Here is an 18,052-nt window from a genome sequence, read left to right on the forward strand (position 1 = left end):
ATGAAAAGATTTATTAAATATACCGCAGGCCTCCTGCTTGGTGCTACCCTTTTCAGCGGGTGCAGCAAGTTTGAAGAGGTCAATACGGATCCTCAACTGGTAACGGAAGACCAGGTACAGGTGGAATATTTTATCAACAATGCGCTGATAGGAAGCCAGATGGATCCGCATATTGCTGAACGTATTTTCGTTTTATACTGGAAGATAGCGGGAAGGCAGCAATTTGGCGGAGGAATATCGTCTGGTGGCTACAATGATGGCTGGTCAAGTGATTATTATGGGGGCGGATACATGGGTGGCTGGTTGAATGCCATCAACTCAGGCGTGCAGGTTGCTGAGAAGCAAATTGCGGATGGTAATATTAAGCCATATACAAATAATCTGCTACAGATTTCCAGGATTTGGAGAGCTTACCTTATGAGTGAGCTTACTGATAATTTTGGGCCAATTCCCATTAATGCCTTCCAGGGAGTTAACCCCGAATTCTCTGATGTAAAGACCGTGTATTATTTTATGCTGGAGGAATTAAAGGATGCTTCTTCAAAGCTTGATCTGGAAGCAGCGAAGCCGGAAAGCAAGTTTGATCAGGCTTACGGTTTTGATTATACGAAATGGCAAAAGTATGCAAACTCCATGCGCCTTCGTCTTGCTATGCGCCTTTCGGAGGCGGATCCGGCGAAAGCAAAAGCAGAGTTTGAAGCAGCAGCAGCTTTACCATTACTTACAGCTAGTGGGGAAACATTTCAGGTTGCAGAAATGCCAAATAGCTGGAATGCCCTAACAGGTGTGATGACAAGGCAGTGGAACTCCTTTATGCTTTCCGCTACCATGAATAACCTGGTAAAGGGCTTGGGTGGAGTGAAAACTGCAGACCAGGTTCCGGCAGCGATGCATGCTAATATTAAACCTGCTGATTATGTGGGTTTAAAATTCCAGGATCATTTCACGATGATGACCAATGATCCTACAGCAGGATATTGGCTGGATGGTTTACCAAACACTATTGATCCCCGTGCATATAAGGCTTATATCATTCCGGGTGATTTTACTAATCCTGAATTCAACGGTTACCCTGAATGGGATAATACTGCTGAAACAACAGTACGTAACCTTGTTGATGCAGCGGGTGCGGTTGTGAAAACCCTGGATGCCAAGTATACCTGGAATGCTCCTGTTAATGGCGACTGGGGTGTGAAAGGTTCGAAGAACCAGATCAGGGCATATACAGGTGCTGTTCCACGTCACGCCAACAAATTCAGAAACAGTACCAACAAGCGTATCTTCTTTGCTCCATGGGAAACCTATTTCCTGCTTGCTGAAGGAGCTGTAAGGGGCTGGACGGTTCCAATGGGCGGCCAGGAAGCTTATGAAGCCGGTATTGATGCAAGTTTTGCATATTGGGGTGTATCCGGTTTTGCTTCTACCTATAAAGCTTCTACCGATTATAACAATGCTGGTACATCTGTAAGCTGGGCACATACTGTTGAGCCTCCGGCTACCCATACCATGAAATTTACAGATGGGTATACTAATACGCCTGGTACAGTTGAGATCAAGTATCCTGTAAACAATCTGTATAAGAATGGTACGGTGAGGAATGACCTGCTGACAAAGATCATTACGCAGAAGTTCATTGCCCAGACGCCATGGTTGCCGTTGGAAACATGGAGTGATCACCGTCGTTTAGGTTTGCCGTTCTTTGAGAACCCGGCAATAGAGAATCCGTTGGTGAATATGCCTGATCTTACGGCTGCTAATTATATGACATCCAACAAGCGTTTCTTCCCGCAACGTCTTAAGTATCCTTCCAGCCTTCCGGCAAGCAATGCTGCCGGCTATGCACAGGCAGTAGGATTCCTGGGCGGACCCGACGAAGTGCTGACACCATTATGGTGGGCTAAACAACCTTAATAAAAAAGAAACCCGGCAGATCGCCGGGTTTCTTTTTTATGTATTATTTCGCCACAGTTACCATCCCCGACTGTGGTTTTTTCTTGCCCAGTCGTTGTGCGATATAACCCAGTGTGAATGTCGGGATGAAATCAGTGAAAGGAAGTATCTCTTCTGCAAAGGAGAAAAATCCCCCAAGTGCACCTCTCCATCCCCCAAAGAGTTTATAATAGATCAGTCCGGATATGGGCGCCCATACCAGGTCACCAAACTCGCCCAGGAAGGGCATCGCGTAAGTGAAATATCCCACTGCATCCAGCAGCAGGCAAAGCGCCAGTGAGGGTTGGGTAAGTTTCATTGTTGGCATCGTGTTAAATATGCGGGATTTTATATTTTATTGGCCGCTCCGCTTATAGACGTGATATTTATCACATCGGTTGTACCTATAATTCCTCCAATTTTATACCAAATTGTATCCGATGAGACTGATCATATTGTTAGCTTTAATGGCAGGCCTTTATTCCTTTACAGATTGGGGTCATGATATGGATAAGGCGCAGGTGAAGGCGAGGCAGGAAAATAAACTGATCCTGCTGAATTTTTCCGGCTCAGACTGGTGTGCTCCCTGCATCCGTTTGAAGAAACAGATTTTCGCGGATGATAGGTTTAAAAAATTTGCAGATGAAAAGCTGGTCCTGGTGAATGCAGATTTTCCAAGGGGAAAGAAGTTCCAGTTGCCAAAAGACCAGCAGGAGCATAATAATAATCTTGCTGAGAAGTACAATACTGAAGGAGACTTTCCACTTACACTGTTATTGTCTGCGGATGGAAAGGTCCTGAAGAAATGGGAGGGCCTTCCCCAAGGTGATGCGAAATCTTTTGTTGCAGAGTTAAACCAGGCTTGCCTTGCAGCTCACTGATACTTTCCAGGCAATTGACAGGAACCTCTTCAGGCGTTCCCTGAAACTCATGGGGAACAGGTTTGATATTAGCGTTGAAGCCAGAAACAGAGCGGTGGCAGAAGAACTCATCGAGCTGGCTGTATCTGAGATCCGTCGGATTGAAAAGCTGCTAACAACTTTCGATGAGAATAGCCTGACCAACCAGGTAAATGAAATGGCGGGTATTGCACCGGTAATAGTAAATGAAGAATTATTTCAACTGGTGCAAAGGGCTCAGAGGATTTCCGTACTTACGCAGGGAGCATTTGATTTAAGCTATGGATCAATAGACAAGCGGTTATGGAATTTTGATACCAGCCTTAAGGAGCTTCCAGATCGGGATACAGCAAAAGAAATGGTGCGTCTTATAAGTTACCATAACATAATCCTGGATGATGTTGCGGGAACAATATTTCTTAAAGAAAAAGGTATGCGGATAGGCTTCGGCGGTATTGGGAAAGGTTATGCTGCTGACAGTGCTAAGCGTGTACTGGCAGACGCTGGGGTAACAAGCGGTATTGTTAATGCATCCGGTGATCTCACTACCTGGGGAAACCAACCAAATGGAAATCCATGGACCATTGGTATCGCAGATCCTGACAGTGCCGGTAATCCATTCTCCTATATTAACATCACGGACATGTCTGTAGCAACTTCAGGCAACTATGAAAAGTTTATAACTATTGGGGGTAAACGCTATTCTCATACCATAGATCCCCGAACAGGATACCCGGTAACCGGAATAAAAAGTGTAACCATAATCAGTCCGATTGCCGAGCTGGCGGATGCAATGGCCACTCCCGTGATGGTGATGGGTATCAAGGTTGGACTTGATCTTATTAACCAGATGAATCAGATGGCCTGTATCATCATTGATGAGCAGCAAAAAGTATACACCTCAAAGAACATAACCGTTATATGAAACCGAAAATCATTTTTACACTTTCAATGGCTATTACCCTTTCATTGTTCACGAGTTGTTCAGCAGTAAAGGAATACCAGAAAAGCAGGCTTAATGACGCTGAAATGATACTGGCAAATCGTAAGATCGAGCGAACGGAACTCAGCTTCCAGTCTTACCGTGAAGGTGCATCCGGAGCAAATGCCGGTAAGTCGGGTGGTGGCTGTGGCTGTAATTAATCATCCCTGGTATCACGTTCAAGCAAAACATTTATGAAGAAGATCTGTCTCACCGTTATTGGATTATATCTTGGTTTGCTGGCTGCATTTTCGCAACAGGGTCCTGCAAATGATTCATCGTACCGTTCCCGAAAACTAAAAATTGATGAAATCAATCTGGTATCCAGTTATTACCACCAGGATGGTGAAAGGGCTGCGGTTACCGGCGGCATTGGTTCACAGAAGCTTACTGATATCTCCAATACCTTAGATATAAAACTAATCCGTTACGACAGAAAAGATCGTAAGCAGGTGTGGACAGGCGAAGTCGGAATTGATAACTATACTTCGGCATCATCCGATAAGATAGATCCAAAGACGATATCCTCTGCTTCATATGCCGACAACAGGGTATATCCATCTTTTTCATTCAGCAGGGAGAATGAAAAGAAGGGTACAGAATTTGGCGTCGGTGTTTCTGCTTCTTCCGAATATGATTATTTCTCAATTGGCCTAAATGCGCATGTAACTAAAAAGACTAAAGACAGGATGGGTGAATTCAATGCTAAAGGTCAGGCCTATATGGACCGTGTCAGCCTGATATACCCGGTTGAGTTAAGGGGAAGCGAGGATCCCAATGCCCAAAAGCGTGGTTCGGCTGCACGTAATAGTTATAGTGTTGCATTGTCGTGGTCGCAGATCGTGAACCAGCGCCTGCAACTGGCTTTTTTGCTGGACCTGGTTCAGCAGGATGGTTTTCTCTCCCTGCCATTCAACCGCGTATATACAGAAGGTGGCGCTGTGCAAGTAGAGCATTTACCCTCGAGTCGGTTTAAGGTACCGATAGGAGCCAGGGCTAATTACTTTTTTGGTGATAAGTTAATTATTCGAAGCTATTACCGGTATTATTTTGATGACTGGGGACTTAAGGCACATACGGCCAATATTGAAACGGCTATCAAGCTCAACAACTTCTTTTCTTTGAGTCCGTTTTACCGTTATTACCGTCAGACGGAAGTAGATTATTACAAGCCATACCGGGAGCATAAAGTGGGATCGGAGTTCTTCACCAGCAACCCTGACCTGTCTGCATTCAATAGTCATTTCTATGGTGCCGGGATAAGGCTTTCACCTCCGGGGGGATTATTCGGGTGGCAGCACTTCAATATGCTGGAGCTGAGATATGGCCATTATACCAGAAGCAATACGTTGCAGGCGAATATAGTTTCGTTACACCTGCGCTACAAGTAAGAAGTAAGAGGTAAGAGGTAAGATTTAGTAGTTAATGATTTGTTCTTCGATCATTTCGGGGAGTTCCCTGAATTCATATTGCTGGTTACGGAGCTGGGGTTCAAATCCGGCTTCACGGATAGCTTCCTGAATACTCTTATAGGTAAAGCGGTGTGGTGCCCCTGCAGCACTTACTACATTCTCTTCAATCATGATGCTACCGAAATCATTGGCTCCTGCGTGCAGGCATAACTGTGCAACATCTTTACCGACAGTGAGCCAGCTGGCCTGGATATTTTTCACATTTGGAAGCATGATGCGACTGATCGCTATCATCCTGATATATTCTTCTGCAGTGGTAAGATTCTGGACGCCGCGGATGCGAGCCAACAGGGTATCAACATCCTGGAAGGTCCATGGTATGAAGGCCACGAAACCCTTTACGTGCGCAGGTTTACGTGATTGCACTTCGCGGAGTTTAACCAGGTGTTCCATTCGCTCTTCAATTGTTTCCACATGTCCGAACATCATGGTGGCTGAAGTAGTGAGATCGATCTTATGCGCTTCATGCATGATATCAAGCCATTCCTGCGCGCCACATTTCCCTTTGCTGATAAGCCTGCGAACTCTGTCAATAAGGATTTCCGCACCCGGGCCAGGGAGTGAGTCCATCCCCGCTTCTTTCAAAGCGGTAAGCACTTCAGCATGTGATTTTTTTGATATTTTGGCTATATGCGCCACCTCTGGTGGTCCAAGCGTGTGAAGCTTAAGATCAGGAAAAAGCTCTTTCAGCTGGCGGAAGAGATTCACATAATAATCAAGTCCCAGGTCAGGGTGGTGGCCTCCCTGCAGCAGCAATTGTTCTCCACCGTAGCGGAAGGTTTCTGCGATCTTGGTTTTATAGGTCTCGATATCAGTAATATAAGCTTCAGGATGGCCGGGAACCCTGTAGAAATTGCAGAATTTACAGTTGGCGATACAAACATTGGTGGTGTTCATATTGCGGTCGATGATCCACGTCACCTTACCATGGGGCACTTGTAACTTTCTGAGCTCATCCGCCACGTGCATCAGTTCTGCCAATGGAGCATGATGGAAAAGATGTACACCTTCTTCAACAGAAAGAAATTCAAAATTGAGTGCTTTGCGGTAGAGCTCGGATAATTCCATGGTGCTGGTGTGATTGAGGCACAAATTTATGACCAGTGGCGCACAAAACGTGGTTTAAGATTGTAAATTCATATAGTGCGTTATTTACTTGCCATATTTTGCCACCTGATCCTATTCTGTACCGGAGGCCAGCCAGCGGCTGCGCAGGAGTATTTTTCGCAGCCACCATCCAAATTAATTACAAGCTTCCCTTTCCGCCAGTATAGTGGTGGGGTGGTCATGCTCCGCGCAAAGCTTGACAATTATCCCGACTCGTTGAATTTTATCCTGGATACCGGTAGTGGGGGCATTTCCCTTGATTCCACCACTGTGCGGGAGTTGAATATCCCGACAGAGGCCAGCGACCGCACGATCAGGGGAATAGCCGGATTAAAAACTGTTCGTTTTGCCAACAACCATACGCTACATTTTCCCGGGTTGCAGGTAGACAGCCTTAATTTTCATATCAATGATTATGATATCCTTACAAGCGTATATGGAGAGCGGATCGATGGTATTATTGGATATAGTTTCCTCTCCAGATATATTGTAAAAGTTGACTATGACACCACCCGTTTGTTTATTTATACCAAGGGGTATATGAAATATCCGAAAGGCGGCCACCTGATAAAGCCAACTTTGGCAACTATACCAGTGGTGACCAATCGCCTGAAGGAAGAAAGGGATGTCACTTCGAGGTTTTTTTTTGATACAGGAGCGGGGCTCTGCCTGCTTTTCACGGAAGACTTTGTAAATGACAGTAGTCTTTTCAGCAAGAAAAAGAGGGTACTGACTACACAGGCGGAAGGGCTCGGGGGTAAGACTACCATGAAATTAACAACCCTTAAAGAGTTCAGGATCGGACCTTACCGGTTTAGAAAGATTCCCACTTTTATCTTCGAAGATGAGTTTAATGTCACCTCCTATCCCTACCTGGGAGGGTTGATCGGTAATGACCTGTTGCGTAGGTTTAATGTGATCCTCAATTATGAAAGACGCGATATCTACCTCATGCCCAACAAGCATTTCCGCGAGCCTTTTGATTACGCGTATACCGGACTGGGCTTCTATTATATAGATGGACAGGTTACAGTAACAGATATCATGAAAGGGTCTCCTGCCGAGGCGGCGGGTTTTATGGAGGGAGATATCATTATAGCCATTGAGAATAATATGTCGAGGAATATCCAGGTATATCGTAATATGTTACAGCAGCCGGGTGTTCGCCTTAAATTCCTGGTGGTTCGCAAGAAGGATGGCGATCTCGAGGAACTCTTTATGAGGGTAGGTAATATTTTGAAGAAGAAGTGAGCCAGTTCCCCTGTAAATTTGCAGTCGCGCTTCAAACAGCGCATCATTAGAATATGATCCAGTTTTCAAGATTTGTATTGCCTAACGGGTTAAAGGTTTTGGTGCATGAAGACCCCTCTACTCCAATGGCAGTGCTGAACGTTTTATATGATGTTGGTTCAAGGGATGAGGATCCTTCAAAGACCGGTTTTGCGCATCTATTCGAACACCTGATGTTTGGCGGCAGTATTAATGTTGCCGAGTATGATGATGAGTTGCAGAAGGCTGGCGGAGAGAACAATGCATATACCACAAATGATCTCACCAATTATTATTGCCAGTTGCCGGCGGCAAATATTGAAACGGCTTTCTGGCTGGAGAGTGATCGCATGCTTAGCCTGGCCTTCAGTAAAAAAAGTCTGGATGTGCAACGCAAGGTAGTTTGTGAAGAGTTCAAGGAACACTATATAAATAAACCCTATGGTGATGTGTGGTTCAAGATGCGCGAGATGGCCTATGAACAGCATCCGTATAAATGGATGACGATTGGGAAAGAACTAAAACATATAGAGCAGGCAAGTCTCGATGATGTGAAAAAGTTTTTCTTCAAGCACTATACACCTGCTAATGCGATACTTGTTGTTGCAGGTAATATAGTTACCGAGCAGGTTTATGAACTGGCGGTGAAGTGGTTTGGCGATATACCCGCAGGCCAGCGATATGAGCGCAATGTGCCGGTTGAGCCCGAGCAGCGCGAGGCTCGTCGCATGGATATAACAGCAGAAGTTCCTGTGGATGCATTTTTAAAGACATGGCATATGCCTTCACGAATGGACCCAAGATATTACCCGGTAGATCTGATCACGGATATTCTGGGAAGTGGGGCATCATCGAGATTGTACCAATCGCTCGTTAAGGAACAGCAGCTCTTCACGAATGTGGATTGCTATCATTTCGGGTCATCGGATGGTGGGTTGCTTTGTATTGATGGGAAGCTGGTAAAAGGGGTAGCACCCGAGAAAGCGGAAGCGGCCGTGATGGAACAACTGCAGAAGTTGCAGCAGGTTGGTGTTACGGTTGCTGAACTGGAGAAGGTCAAGAACAAAACGGAAAGCACGATGGCTTTTGAAGACATGACGGTAATGAACCGTGCTGCTAGTCTTGCCTATTATGAATTATTGGGAGATGCCAATCTGATGAATACAGAGTTGGAGCAATACTTTGCGGTAACAGCCGATGACATCCTGCAGGAGAGCAGGAAAATATTTGAAGAAACAAACAGCCATACACTGTACTACAGGGCGAAAGGATGATGTGGAGGGATGGAGGGATGGAGGGATGGAGAGAGAATTCAGAAGTTTAAAACAAGAAAATGATCAATCGCAAAATAGCACCACCGATTAAAGATGCCGTAGAATTTGACCTGCGTTTAAAGCCTTATGATAAATATGTGTTACGGAATGGTGTGGAAGTATATGCAGTGAATGCAGGTGCAGAAGAAGTGATACAGGTTGAGTGGGTATTCTGGGCCGGCAACTGGTATGAGGAACAGAATCTGGTTGCTCCTGCCACCAATTTTCTACTTAAGAACGGGACAAGTAAGAAAACAGCTTTTGAGATCAATGAGCATTTTGATTATTATGGTGCTGCGCTTAGTCGGGCCTGTTATAATGAAACAGCCACCATTAACCTGCATAGTTTAACCCGGCATCTCGACAAGTTATTACCTGTTGTAAGGGAGCTCGTAACAGATGCTGTTTTTCCCCAGGAAGAACTTGCCTTATACCAGCAAAACAACCGCCAGCGGCTGGAAGTGAACCTTAAGAAGAATGATTTCGTAGCAAATCGACTGATTGATGAATATCTCTTTGGATTTGATCATCCATATGGAAGGTATAGTCGATTTGAAGACCTTGCAGCATTGGACCGTAATTCGTTACAGGCATTCTATGACAAGTATTATAAGAATGGGAAATGCATCATTTTCGTTGCGGGTCGACTTCCACCAAATATTTTCGAGTTGCTGGATGCCAGCTTCGGAGATCTTCCGCTTCATAATAATGAAACGCTGAAGCGCATTCATACAAGCAAGCCTGCCGAAGAAAAAAAGTATCGCATCATCAATGACCCCAACGGCGTGCAGGGTGCAATCCGATTAGCCAGGGATTTCCCTAACCGTCATCATCCGGATTTCTTTGGTGTACAGGTGCTGAATGCTTTGTTTGGAGGTTTTTTTGGAGCAAGGCTGATGAATAATATCCGGGAGGACAAAGGCTATACTTATGGCATCTATAGTTACCTGCAAAACCATATACAGCAGGGAGCATGGATGGTTTCAACTGAAGCTGGCCGGGATGTATCAGAAGCAACCATCACCGAAGTATATAAAGAGATGGAATTGTTGCGAAATGAACTGGTTGAGGACGATGAACTGATGCTGGTGCGCAATTATCTTATGGGTACTATACTGGGTGACCTTGATGGCCCCTTCCATATAATTGGAAGATGGAAGAATATTATTCTTAATGATCTTGATGAAAGCTTTTTCTATAAAACCATTGAGACCATCAAAACTATTCCTGCTACTGAGCTGCAGGTATTGGCCAATAAATATCTAGATCCAAAGGATTTTTATGAGCTGGTGGTAGTTTAGGGTGTAACTTGTTGTTATCTAAACATCATTATATGAAGCGAATACATCTGTTGATTTTCCTGCTTGCGATGGGGGTCTTTTCTATTGCATGCTCTACAGGCAAACAGGCGGCCAGTGCGTTGTCGGAGGCGGAGGTGAAAGAAATGCTGGATGCACAGAACTACCGATTCAATGCACGTTATGTACAACCAGCGGGAGGCCGTTCCCGGATCATAACGGGTACCTACACGCTCGATGTTACAAAAGATAAGGTAGAAGCAGATCTTCCCTATTTCGGCCGCGCCTACCAGGCACCAATAGGTAGTGGTGATGTGGGAATGAAATTCAAAACAACAGAATTCAATTATTCAACGGAAAAAGGAAAACGGGAAAGCATTAAAATAATCATAAAGCCCAAAGACGCCAGTGCCAATGATATCCAGGATATATACCTGACAGTTTTTCCAAATGGATCAGCTGATCTGCGCATAGTTTCTGTTAGCCGGCAGGCTATTTCATATATAGGAGAACTATCCACCATTCCTATTGTGAAATGAATGTTATTTAAGCCTTAACTTAGGCAAAACAACCACCATGAATTTTCTGATTCGCCTGCTGATTACAGCCATCGTTGCATTCGGATTATCTTACTTGTTGCCTGGCATACAAATGGATTCGTTTGTTACCGCCATTATACTTGCCATTGTTCTCGCCATTCTCAACACATTGATAAAACCCTTGCTGGTATTACTTACGCTTCCTATTACCATTATAACGCTGGGTATATTTCTGCTTGTTATCAATGCACTGATCATTCTCCTGGCCGATAAACTGGTTGACGGATTCCATACCGATGGCTTCTGGACAGCCCTGCTCTTTAGCATTGTTCTTTCCGTTACAACATCACTTATTACTTCCATGAGCACCAAAGACTGATCAGCATCATGATTTTTGATAGAAAGGATCTCAGCAGCGATACACTTGTCCGCTTTTATAAAAGCATTCTGCTTCCACGGATGATCGAAGAGAAAATGCTTTTATTGCTTCGACAGGGTAAGATCAGCAAATGGTTCAGTGGTATTGGGCAGGAAGCTATTTCTGTTGGTGCTACACTTGCCCTCCAGCCTGATGAATGGATAATGCCGCTGCATAGAAACCTTGGCGTTTTTACCACCCGCAATATGCCATTGGGTAAACTCTTCATGCAATGGCAGGGAAACAAAGAGGGCTATAGCAAAGGGAGGGAGAGGAGTTTTCATTTTGGAAGCAGGTCGCATCATATCTGTGGAATGATCTCCCATCTGGGGCCACAATTGGCCATCGCTGATGGCGTTGCACTTTCCTATAAGTTAAGAGAGCAGGAGAAGGTAAGCCTCGCGTTTACAGGCGATGGCGGAACAAGTGAAGGCGACTTCCATGAGGCTTTGAATGTAGCTGCTGTATGGGACCTGCCAGTAATTTTTATAATTGAGAATAATGGTTATGGATTAAGTACGCCGGTTAATGAGCAATATAAATGTGAGACCCTGGTAAGTAGAGCCAAAGGTTATGGAATGGAGGGAGTTCGTATAGATGGCAATAACCTGTTGGAAGTATATGATACCATCTCCGGCATTCGTGATTATTGCATCCGTGAACAGAAGCCTTACCTGGTTGAGTGTATGACCTTCCGTATGCGTGGGCATGAGGAAGCAAGTGGTACAAAATATGTTCCCTCTCATTTGTTTGAAGAATGGGCATCGCGTGACCCCGTGAAGAATTTTGAAGAGTGGCTGATATTGCAGAATATCCTTACTTATTCAGCTATCGAATCTATGAAAGCCGAAATCAAGGATTCTATCGATAAGGAGCTGGCAACAGCAGCATCTGCACCCGTATTGATTCCTGATGCGGATGAAGAACTGAGGGATGTTTATTCGGATGAAGGAATTGAGAATGACATTCAAGAAGCATCGGTTAGTCAAAGTCCCGGTGAAGAAAAGGATTCAAAGGACCTGCGTTTTATTGATGCCATAAAAGAAGGATTGTATTTATCTATGAAACGCCATGAGAATCTGGTGCTGATGGGGCAGGATATTGCTGAATATGGCGGTGCATTCAAAATCACGGATGGTTTTGTACAGGAATTTGGCAAGGCCAGGGTAAGAAATACACCCCTTTGTGAAAGCGCCATCCTCGGTACTGCATTAGGGTTATCACTGGAAGGATATAAGAGCATGGTGGAGATGCAGTTTGCCGATTTCGTAAGTGTAGGATTGAACCAGATCGTTAATAATTTTGCCAAGTTGCATTATCGCTGGGGCCAGCATGCCGATGTGGTTGTGAGGATGCCTACAGGTGCGGGAGTGGGTGCAGGTCCCTTTCATAGCCAGAGCAATGAAGCCTGGTTCGTTCATACCCCCGGATTAAAAGTTGTATATCCTTCCACCCCTGAAGACGCTAAAGGTCTGATGATTGCTGCTATTAATGACCCCAATCCCGTTATGTTCTTTGAACATAAAGTATTGTACAGGAGTATCAGCGGACCAGTGCCAACAGGTTATTATGAAACACCAATTGGAAAAGCAAGACTTGTACAGGAAGGAACAGAAATTAGTATCATCACTTATGGTGCAGGTGTTCATTGGGCCATGGAATATGCACTGCTGCATCCTGAAATAAGTTATGACATACTTGATCTGCGCACACTACTACCACTTGATTATGAAGCCATCTCCTATTCGGTTGGTCGTACAGGTAAGGTGGTCATTCTACATGAAGATACACTTACCGGTGGCATTGGAGGTGAGATCAGCGCCTGGATAAGTGAGCATTGTTTTGAACAACTGGATGCACCCGTTATGCGCTGTGCTTCACTGGATACGCCGGTGCCTTTCAACCTTGAGCTGGAAAAATCATTCCTTGCAAAATCGCGGCTGGGGAAGGTGGTGGAAAAGTTGCTGAATTATTAACCTTCCACCGATTCGCCCGGAACCGGAATGTCTGCTTCTGTTTCAATTACATGCTGTTCTTCAATTGGTAAAGGCGCTCGTTCGCCGATCTGCTGACGCCACATGGCATAATATAATCCCTTTTGTTCCAGTAATTCTGAATGCCGTCCCTGTTCAGTGATCCGGCCTTTTTCAAGTACAAAGATAGTATCGGCATGCATGATGGTGGATAGCCGATGTGTAATGAGGATTGTCATCTGTTTTTTCTCCGCAGATATTTCGCGGATGGTTGCGGTGATCTCCTCTTCAGTTATGGAATCGAGTGCTGAGGTGGCCTCATCAAAGATGAGCAGGCGTGGTTCTCTAAGTAATGCGCGCGCAATGGCAAGCCTTTGTTTCTCCCCGCCAGATACCCTTTTACCCCCCTCACCAAGTACCGAACTGAGTCCCCTTTCTGTATTTGTGATGAGGTTTGTGCAGGAAGCTTTATCCATGGCAGCTAGTATCTGTTCATCAGTGGCATCCGGTTTTACAAAGAGCATATTGTCGCGGATGGTTCCTGAAAACATTTGTGTTTCCTGTGTAACGAATCCAAGTTGACGCGTTACCCTGTTATAGCGTATATTCCTCACCGATATATCATCGATCCTGATATCTCCTTCAACCGGTGAGTATAATCCAACCAGCAATTTAACAAGTGTGGATTTCCCCGAACCGGAGGGCCCCACGAATGCAATGGTTTCACCCAATTTGATGGAGAAAGAAATATTTTCCACTGCATTCTGTGAAGCGTTTTTGTGTCGGAAGGTTACGTTTTCGAAGCGGAGGCTTTCCATGGCATCAACATCGATGGGTTCCTCCGGCCTGTACTCCGGCTCCTTCATCATCAGGTTATTGAACACCTGGAGCGAGGCTTCTGCTTCACGGTATTGAAGTATAATATTACCCAGGTCCTGCAAAGGGCCGATTATACCAGTGGAGATAAACTGCATGGATATGAGTTCGCCTGTTGTCAGAACATTGCGGAAGATCAGCCATAGGAGAATAAAGAGAATGGACTGTTTAAGCAGGTTCAGTGTGGTGCCTTGCAGGAAAGATAAAGTCCGCACTTTCCTCGTCTTTTCCATTTCCAGATCAAAGATTCGCTGTGTCTTTTCACGGAGGCGACGGATCTCTGAATACGTGAGTCCAAGGCTTTTCACCAGCTCAATATTAAGGAGCGATTCTGTGATGCTTCCACTCATCATATTGGTCTGTTTCACCACTGCCCTTTGGATGGTTTTTATTTTTCGGCTAAGCAGGCTCGTGAGCCCTCCTAATAATACCACACCTATAAGAAAAACCGGGATTAGAGCCCAGTGTTTTGTAATAGCATACCAGATAAGAAAGGCAATGCCTACAAAAGAAGAGAACAGGATGTTGATGAAGGAATTAATGAAACGTTCTGTGTCATTGCGCACCTTCTGAAGTTTGGAAAGTGTTTCGCCACTGCTCTGGTCCTCAAATCCCTGGTAAGGTAACCGCAATGTTTGGCGAAGGCCATCATTGAAGATCTGCATCCCGAATTTCTGCACTACTAATCTTACCACATAATCCTTGAAGGTAGAGGCTATCCTCGCGAGCAACGCCACTCCTACAGCAATCACCAGCAGCCAGGTGACTCCACTGATCCTTTCCTTTTCCGGAAGATTAGTGGGATTGAGGGCATAGATATCAATCACCTTACCAAAGATGATAGGGTCATATAACGAAAGTATCTGGGCAATAGCCGCAAGGCCCAGGGCCAAAAACACCCACCCCCTGTAAGGCTTTAGATATGTCCATAATATTTTCATGATGCGGGACCAGCTTTTTTAAGCAGTCGGATAAAGTTGCCACCTAATATCTTTCTGATATCTTTTTTTGAATAACCTCTTACCAGAAGGGCAGAAGTTATCAATGGCATGTCCTCCACACCATCAAGATCCTGAGGTGCAGAATCTATGCCATCAAAATCAGATCCCAATCCCACATGATCTACACCCACCAGTTTTACAATATGATCGAGATGCTCCATCAGTAGATTCATGGAAGGGCGTAACTCTTCTGCTTCAACTGGGAATAGTTTACTGATCTCCTCATCAACCTGATAAGACGGAAGATTAAGGGCTTTAAGTGAATCCAGTTGTTTTTTATGCCTTTGCTGGAATGCATCTTTGTTCCTGTTATAGTTGCTATCTAAAAAACCGCTGTAAAAGTTCAGATGAATTACACCTCCGTTCCGGGCGATTGCTTTGATCTGCTCATCAGTGAGATTACGGGGAACAGGACAAAGCGCATGTACACAACTGTGGGAAACGATAACCGGCCTTGTGGTTGTTTCAAGAGCATCGTAAAATGTTCTGATGCCAACATGACTGAGGTCTACCATCATACCAAGTTCATTCATTCGCCGAACCACCTGTCGACCGAAATCTGTCAGTCCTTTTTGTGTAATAGTAGTTGGTTTGCCCGCATCCAGATTGGTTTCATCCCAGGCAGAGCTGGCCCATGATGTGGAATTGTTCCAGGTGAGGGTGAGGTACCGGGCTCCCCTGTTAAAGAGGCTATCAAGGTATTGCAGGTTATCTTCTATCATATGACCGCCTTCCACTCCTTTCATTACGCCGAGTTTTTTTGCCCTCACGGCTTCCCGGAGCTCGCGACTATTATTAACTGCAACCAGTTTCGACGGGTTGCGGGCAACGATTGCATCCAATGAATCAATTTCCCGCAGGGCCATTTTGAAGGCGGTACCCTTGCCATATCTTTCATCACAAAAGATCGAGAAGATCTGGATGTCAACCCCTCCCTTGTGAAAACGCGCTATATCACTATGAGTTTTACCTGAAAGGTCATCTTCGATATTAAGTCCTTTTAACGTGGCGGAACTTAGAACATCATTGTGGGTATCTATTACAATGCTTTTCTCATGAAAATTCTTCTGGCCAATTACCTTAATTGTACAGAATGAAAAAAGAGCTGCTATCCAATATTTTTTAGATGGGATCATATGGGTGATTGTACTTCAATTTACCTAATTCAACTGATGGAGAACAACATGAGTGGAGCATAGTTCATATGGATAAATGACGGAGATCAGTTTTTTTGGTATGTATTAGCAGTACATTCACAAGCAATATTACCGGATATGTGGAAAAAGCTTTTGGCTGTATGCCTGGCCTGTTTAGGAATTGCACTTGCAATTGCCCTGCTCATCCGATTATTTAACTAAATCAAACAGCATGAAAAAGAACATGGGAAACACGGATCGCATTATTCGCCTGGTATTGGCAGCAGTATTTGCATACCTGTATTTTGGAGGCATCGTCACCGGTACCTGGGGTATAGTATTGCTTGTGCTTGGGGTGGTATTTGTGCTCACAAGTCTGGTAGGATTTTGCCCCCTTTATACCCTGGTTGGCATGAATACCTGCGGTACACGTAAGGTTTAGTCACTCACTGCCTTTGTCGCCCACAAACCATTGTTCCTTGTTACGGAAAAGTACATTGAAAGTGGTTAGGGAGCCATAGATGCGGGTGATATATTGTTGCAGGTTCACCTTGTCTTCATCGCTCAATATTTTGTGGGCATTGATCTGCTGTTCCATGACCCTAAGCCGGTCGCGGAGCATAACGATCTTGTGAAAGAATACATCAATAGGAATATCCTTTGGCTTGAGTGAGTTGTCACCGGGTTGAAGTACCATTGTGCCTCCTTTCCATCTGTCACCAAGTGGAACCACTTCTCCAACGCCATTCCATAACCGAAGTATCTTTAGAAGGGATCGCTCAATCTCTGAGTGGGTCTCTATTTCTTCTGACACATTTTCAGGAATAATCTCTTCAAGATGGGGATCATTCTTTTCTACTTCTTTAATACCATGATGGATAAAGGAGATGAGATAGGTCGCATAGCGGATGCCTACAATAACACCAGGTCCCTGCTGCGTGTGCTGTAACCGTGTGCCGATGCCGAGAGTCAATTGGTCCATAGTGAGGAAGAATAGTTTATGAATGAAGGTCGGAAATCTAATGGCAAATGGCAATAAGGAATAGTCAATAGGCAATAAGATGAATTACCATTCTTCTCGGCGGCCATAGATTTTTCCGCCCATGGCTTTTATTCTTTTGTATTGCTCACCTGCCTTTTTCATATACTCGAGCAATTCGTATTCAGAAGCTTCTGTTACAAAGTCGTAAGGAGGTGAATAATATCTGGTAAAGGTGTCTATATCAGTACCCATCAATCCCGTCACCTTGCGAATCTTGGCTCTTGAGAATCGGTATTCCACATATTTATCCTGTTCTTCCCTAAGTAATCTCTGCTGGAAAGATGCTATGCTTCGGGTGCGGCGGAATCGAAACACATTTATCAATTGTTCAAGATCCAATCCCACCCCGAAATTGCCAGAGGCGGGAGCGGAGGAACTAAGCCCCAGCCCAGGTTTTTTGAAATCGAAAACCTTGGCATAGTCCTGCCGGTTTTGCATGGAATCCTGTCTATAATCACGTGGCATAACCCTGATCTCTTTCAGGGTGGTAACATTCACATGAAGGGCTATGTCAAACTGGTGAACAGCAGGAATCGTGTTGACAGCATATTTGGGGGTGGGCTTACCAAGGTAGGAGAAGTAAAGAGAATCATCTTCGGCTACCACTATAGAATATCGCCCCAATGAATCAGTGGTGGTACCTCTACCCTTTGTGCTTAGAACACTCACAGAGCGAAGGGGGAAGGTCCTGTTCATTTCAAAAACGGTACCGCTCACCCGAACCTGTGCCTGCATGGGACTGAAAGCCGCCATCAGAATGATTAACAGGGTTATGCGGAAGAGGGGTCTCATGATTGG

The 18,052-nt window shown here is 44.8% G+C and carries 18 protein-coding genes; 12 read left to right on the forward strand and 6 right to left on the reverse strand.

What is annotated here, in order from left to right:
• On the forward strand, positions 1–1,911 hold the full coding sequence (locus HY58_RS08465; protein WP_039130502.1) for a SusD/RagB family nutrient-binding outer membrane lipoprotein: 1,911 nt from the start codon (positions 1–3) through the stop codon (positions 1,909–1,911).
• A 43-nt stretch (positions 1,912–1,954) separates the two neighbouring features.
• Here the strand turns inward: HY58_RS08465 and HY58_RS08470 are convergent, their stop codons facing one another.
• Complete coding sequence (locus HY58_RS08470) at positions 1,955–2,257, reverse strand: hypothetical protein (protein WP_253271529.1); 303 nt, start codon at positions 2,255–2,257, stop codon at positions 1,955–1,957.
• A 112-nt stretch (positions 2,258–2,369) separates the two neighbouring features.
• On the opposite strand from HY58_RS08470, the gene HY58_RS08475 reads away from it, so the two are divergent.
• The 4 genes from HY58_RS08475 to HY58_RS08490 are packed head-to-tail and all read left to right on the forward strand — an operon-like array spanning position 2,370 to position 5,201.
• Positions 2,370–2,810, forward strand: a complete 441-nt coding sequence (locus HY58_RS08475; RefSeq protein WP_039130503.1) for a thioredoxin family protein — start codon at positions 2,370–2,372, stop codon at positions 2,808–2,810.
• Positions 2,797–3,753, forward strand: coding sequence for an FAD:protein FMN transferase (locus HY58_RS08480; protein WP_253271530.1), 957 nt, complete (start codon positions 2,797–2,799; stop codon positions 3,751–3,753). Before HY58_RS08475 ends, HY58_RS08480 begins: the two co-directional genes overlap by 14 nt.
• Positions 3,750–3,971 (forward strand): DUF4266 domain-containing protein, encoded by a 222-nt coding sequence (locus HY58_RS08485; RefSeq protein ID WP_039130504.1) that lies wholly within the window; start codon positions 3,750–3,752, stop codon positions 3,969–3,971. The genes HY58_RS08480 and HY58_RS08485 overlap by 4 nt, the downstream gene beginning before the upstream one ends.
• A gap of 33 nt (positions 3,972–4,004) precedes the next feature.
• The gene (locus HY58_RS08490) at positions 4,005–5,201 is read left to right on the forward strand and encodes a DUF3570 domain-containing protein (protein WP_039130505.1); all 1,197 of its coding nucleotides are present in this window, start codon (positions 4,005–4,007) and stop codon (positions 5,199–5,201) included.
• 24 nt (positions 5,202–5,225) lie between these two features.
• Here HY58_RS08490 and mqnC read toward each other — a convergent pair whose 3' ends face one another.
• Complete coding sequence (mqnC, locus tag HY58_RS08495) at positions 5,226–6,350, reverse strand: cyclic dehypoxanthinyl futalosine synthase (RefSeq protein WP_039130508.1); 1,125 nt, start codon at positions 6,348–6,350, stop codon at positions 5,226–5,228.
• 75 nt (positions 6,351–6,425) lie between these two features.
• Here mqnC and HY58_RS08500 point away from each other — a divergent pair, with 75 nt between their 5' ends.
• From HY58_RS08500 to HY58_RS08525, 6 genes are read left to right on the forward strand one after another with little or no spacing between them, the layout of a single operon-like run.
• Positions 6,426–7,640, forward strand: a complete 1,215-nt coding sequence (locus HY58_RS08500; RefSeq protein WP_253271531.1) for an aspartyl protease family protein — start codon at positions 6,426–6,428, stop codon at positions 7,638–7,640.
• A 53-nt stretch (positions 7,641–7,693) separates the two neighbouring features.
• Positions 7,694–8,932 (forward strand): pitrilysin family protein, encoded by a 1,239-nt coding sequence (locus HY58_RS08505; protein WP_039130512.1) that lies wholly within the window; start codon positions 7,694–7,696, stop codon positions 8,930–8,932.
• Between the two features lie 59 nt (positions 8,933–8,991).
• A complete protein-coding gene (locus HY58_RS08510; protein ID WP_039130515.1) occupies positions 8,992–10,272 on the forward strand; it encodes a pitrilysin family protein in 1,281 nt (426 codons plus the stop codon).
• Positions 10,273–10,304: 32 nt separating this feature from the next.
• Positions 10,305–10,808: a DUF4251 domain-containing protein gene (locus tag HY58_RS08515; RefSeq protein WP_052323964.1), complete on the forward strand. Its 504-nt coding sequence runs from the start codon at positions 10,305–10,307 to the stop codon at positions 10,806–10,808.
• Positions 10,809–10,845: 37 nt separating this feature from the next.
• Positions 10,846–11,187 carry a phage holin family protein gene (locus HY58_RS08520; protein ID WP_039130517.1) on the forward strand — a complete coding sequence of 114 codons (342 nt, stop codon included), beginning with the start codon at positions 10,846–10,848 and terminating at the stop codon, positions 11,185–11,187.
• 8 nt (positions 11,188–11,195) lie between these two features.
• Positions 11,196–13,202 carry a thiamine pyrophosphate-dependent enzyme gene (locus HY58_RS08525; RefSeq protein ID WP_039130520.1) on the forward strand — a complete coding sequence of 669 codons (2,007 nt, stop codon included), beginning with the start codon at positions 11,196–11,198 and terminating at the stop codon, positions 13,200–13,202.
• Here the strand turns inward: HY58_RS08525 and HY58_RS08530 are convergent.
• Both HY58_RS08530 and HY58_RS08535 read right to left on the reverse strand, forming a co-directional pair.
• Complete coding sequence (locus tag HY58_RS08530; protein WP_039130523.1) at positions 13,199–15,016, reverse strand: ABC transporter ATP-binding protein; 1,818 nt, start codon at positions 15,014–15,016, stop codon at positions 13,199–13,201. The genes HY58_RS08525 and HY58_RS08530 overlap by 4 nt on opposite strands.
• A complete protein-coding gene (locus tag HY58_RS08535) occupies positions 15,013–16,212 on the reverse strand; it encodes a dipeptidase (RefSeq protein ID WP_039130526.1) in 1,200 nt (399 codons plus the stop codon). Before HY58_RS08535 ends, HY58_RS08530 begins: the two co-directional genes overlap by 4 nt.
• 232 nt (positions 16,213–16,444) lie before the next feature.
• Between HY58_RS08535 and HY58_RS08540 the strand changes: the two genes are divergently transcribed.
• Positions 16,445–16,654: a DUF2892 domain-containing protein gene (locus HY58_RS08540; RefSeq protein WP_039130528.1), complete on the forward strand. Its 210-nt coding sequence runs from the start codon at positions 16,445–16,447 to the stop codon at positions 16,652–16,654.
• Here the strand turns inward: HY58_RS08540 and HY58_RS08545 are convergent, their stop codons facing one another.
• Positions 16,655–17,194 carry a hypothetical protein gene (locus HY58_RS08545; RefSeq protein ID WP_172644624.1) on the reverse strand — a complete coding sequence of 180 codons (540 nt, stop codon included), beginning with the start codon at positions 17,192–17,194 and terminating at the stop codon, positions 16,655–16,657. It lies immediately after the preceding gene.
• An 84-nt stretch (positions 17,195–17,278) separates the two neighbouring features.
• Positions 17,279–18,046 carry a hypothetical protein gene (locus tag HY58_RS08550; protein ID WP_052323965.1) on the reverse strand — a complete coding sequence of 256 codons (768 nt, stop codon included), beginning with the start codon at positions 18,044–18,046 and terminating at the stop codon, positions 17,279–17,281.
• Positions 18,047–18,052 lie beyond the last annotated feature (6 nt).

Source organism: Flavihumibacter sp. ZG627 (assembly GCF_000814325.1).
Lineage (GTDB): Bacteria > Bacteroidota > Bacteroidia > Chitinophagales > Chitinophagaceae > Flavihumibacter.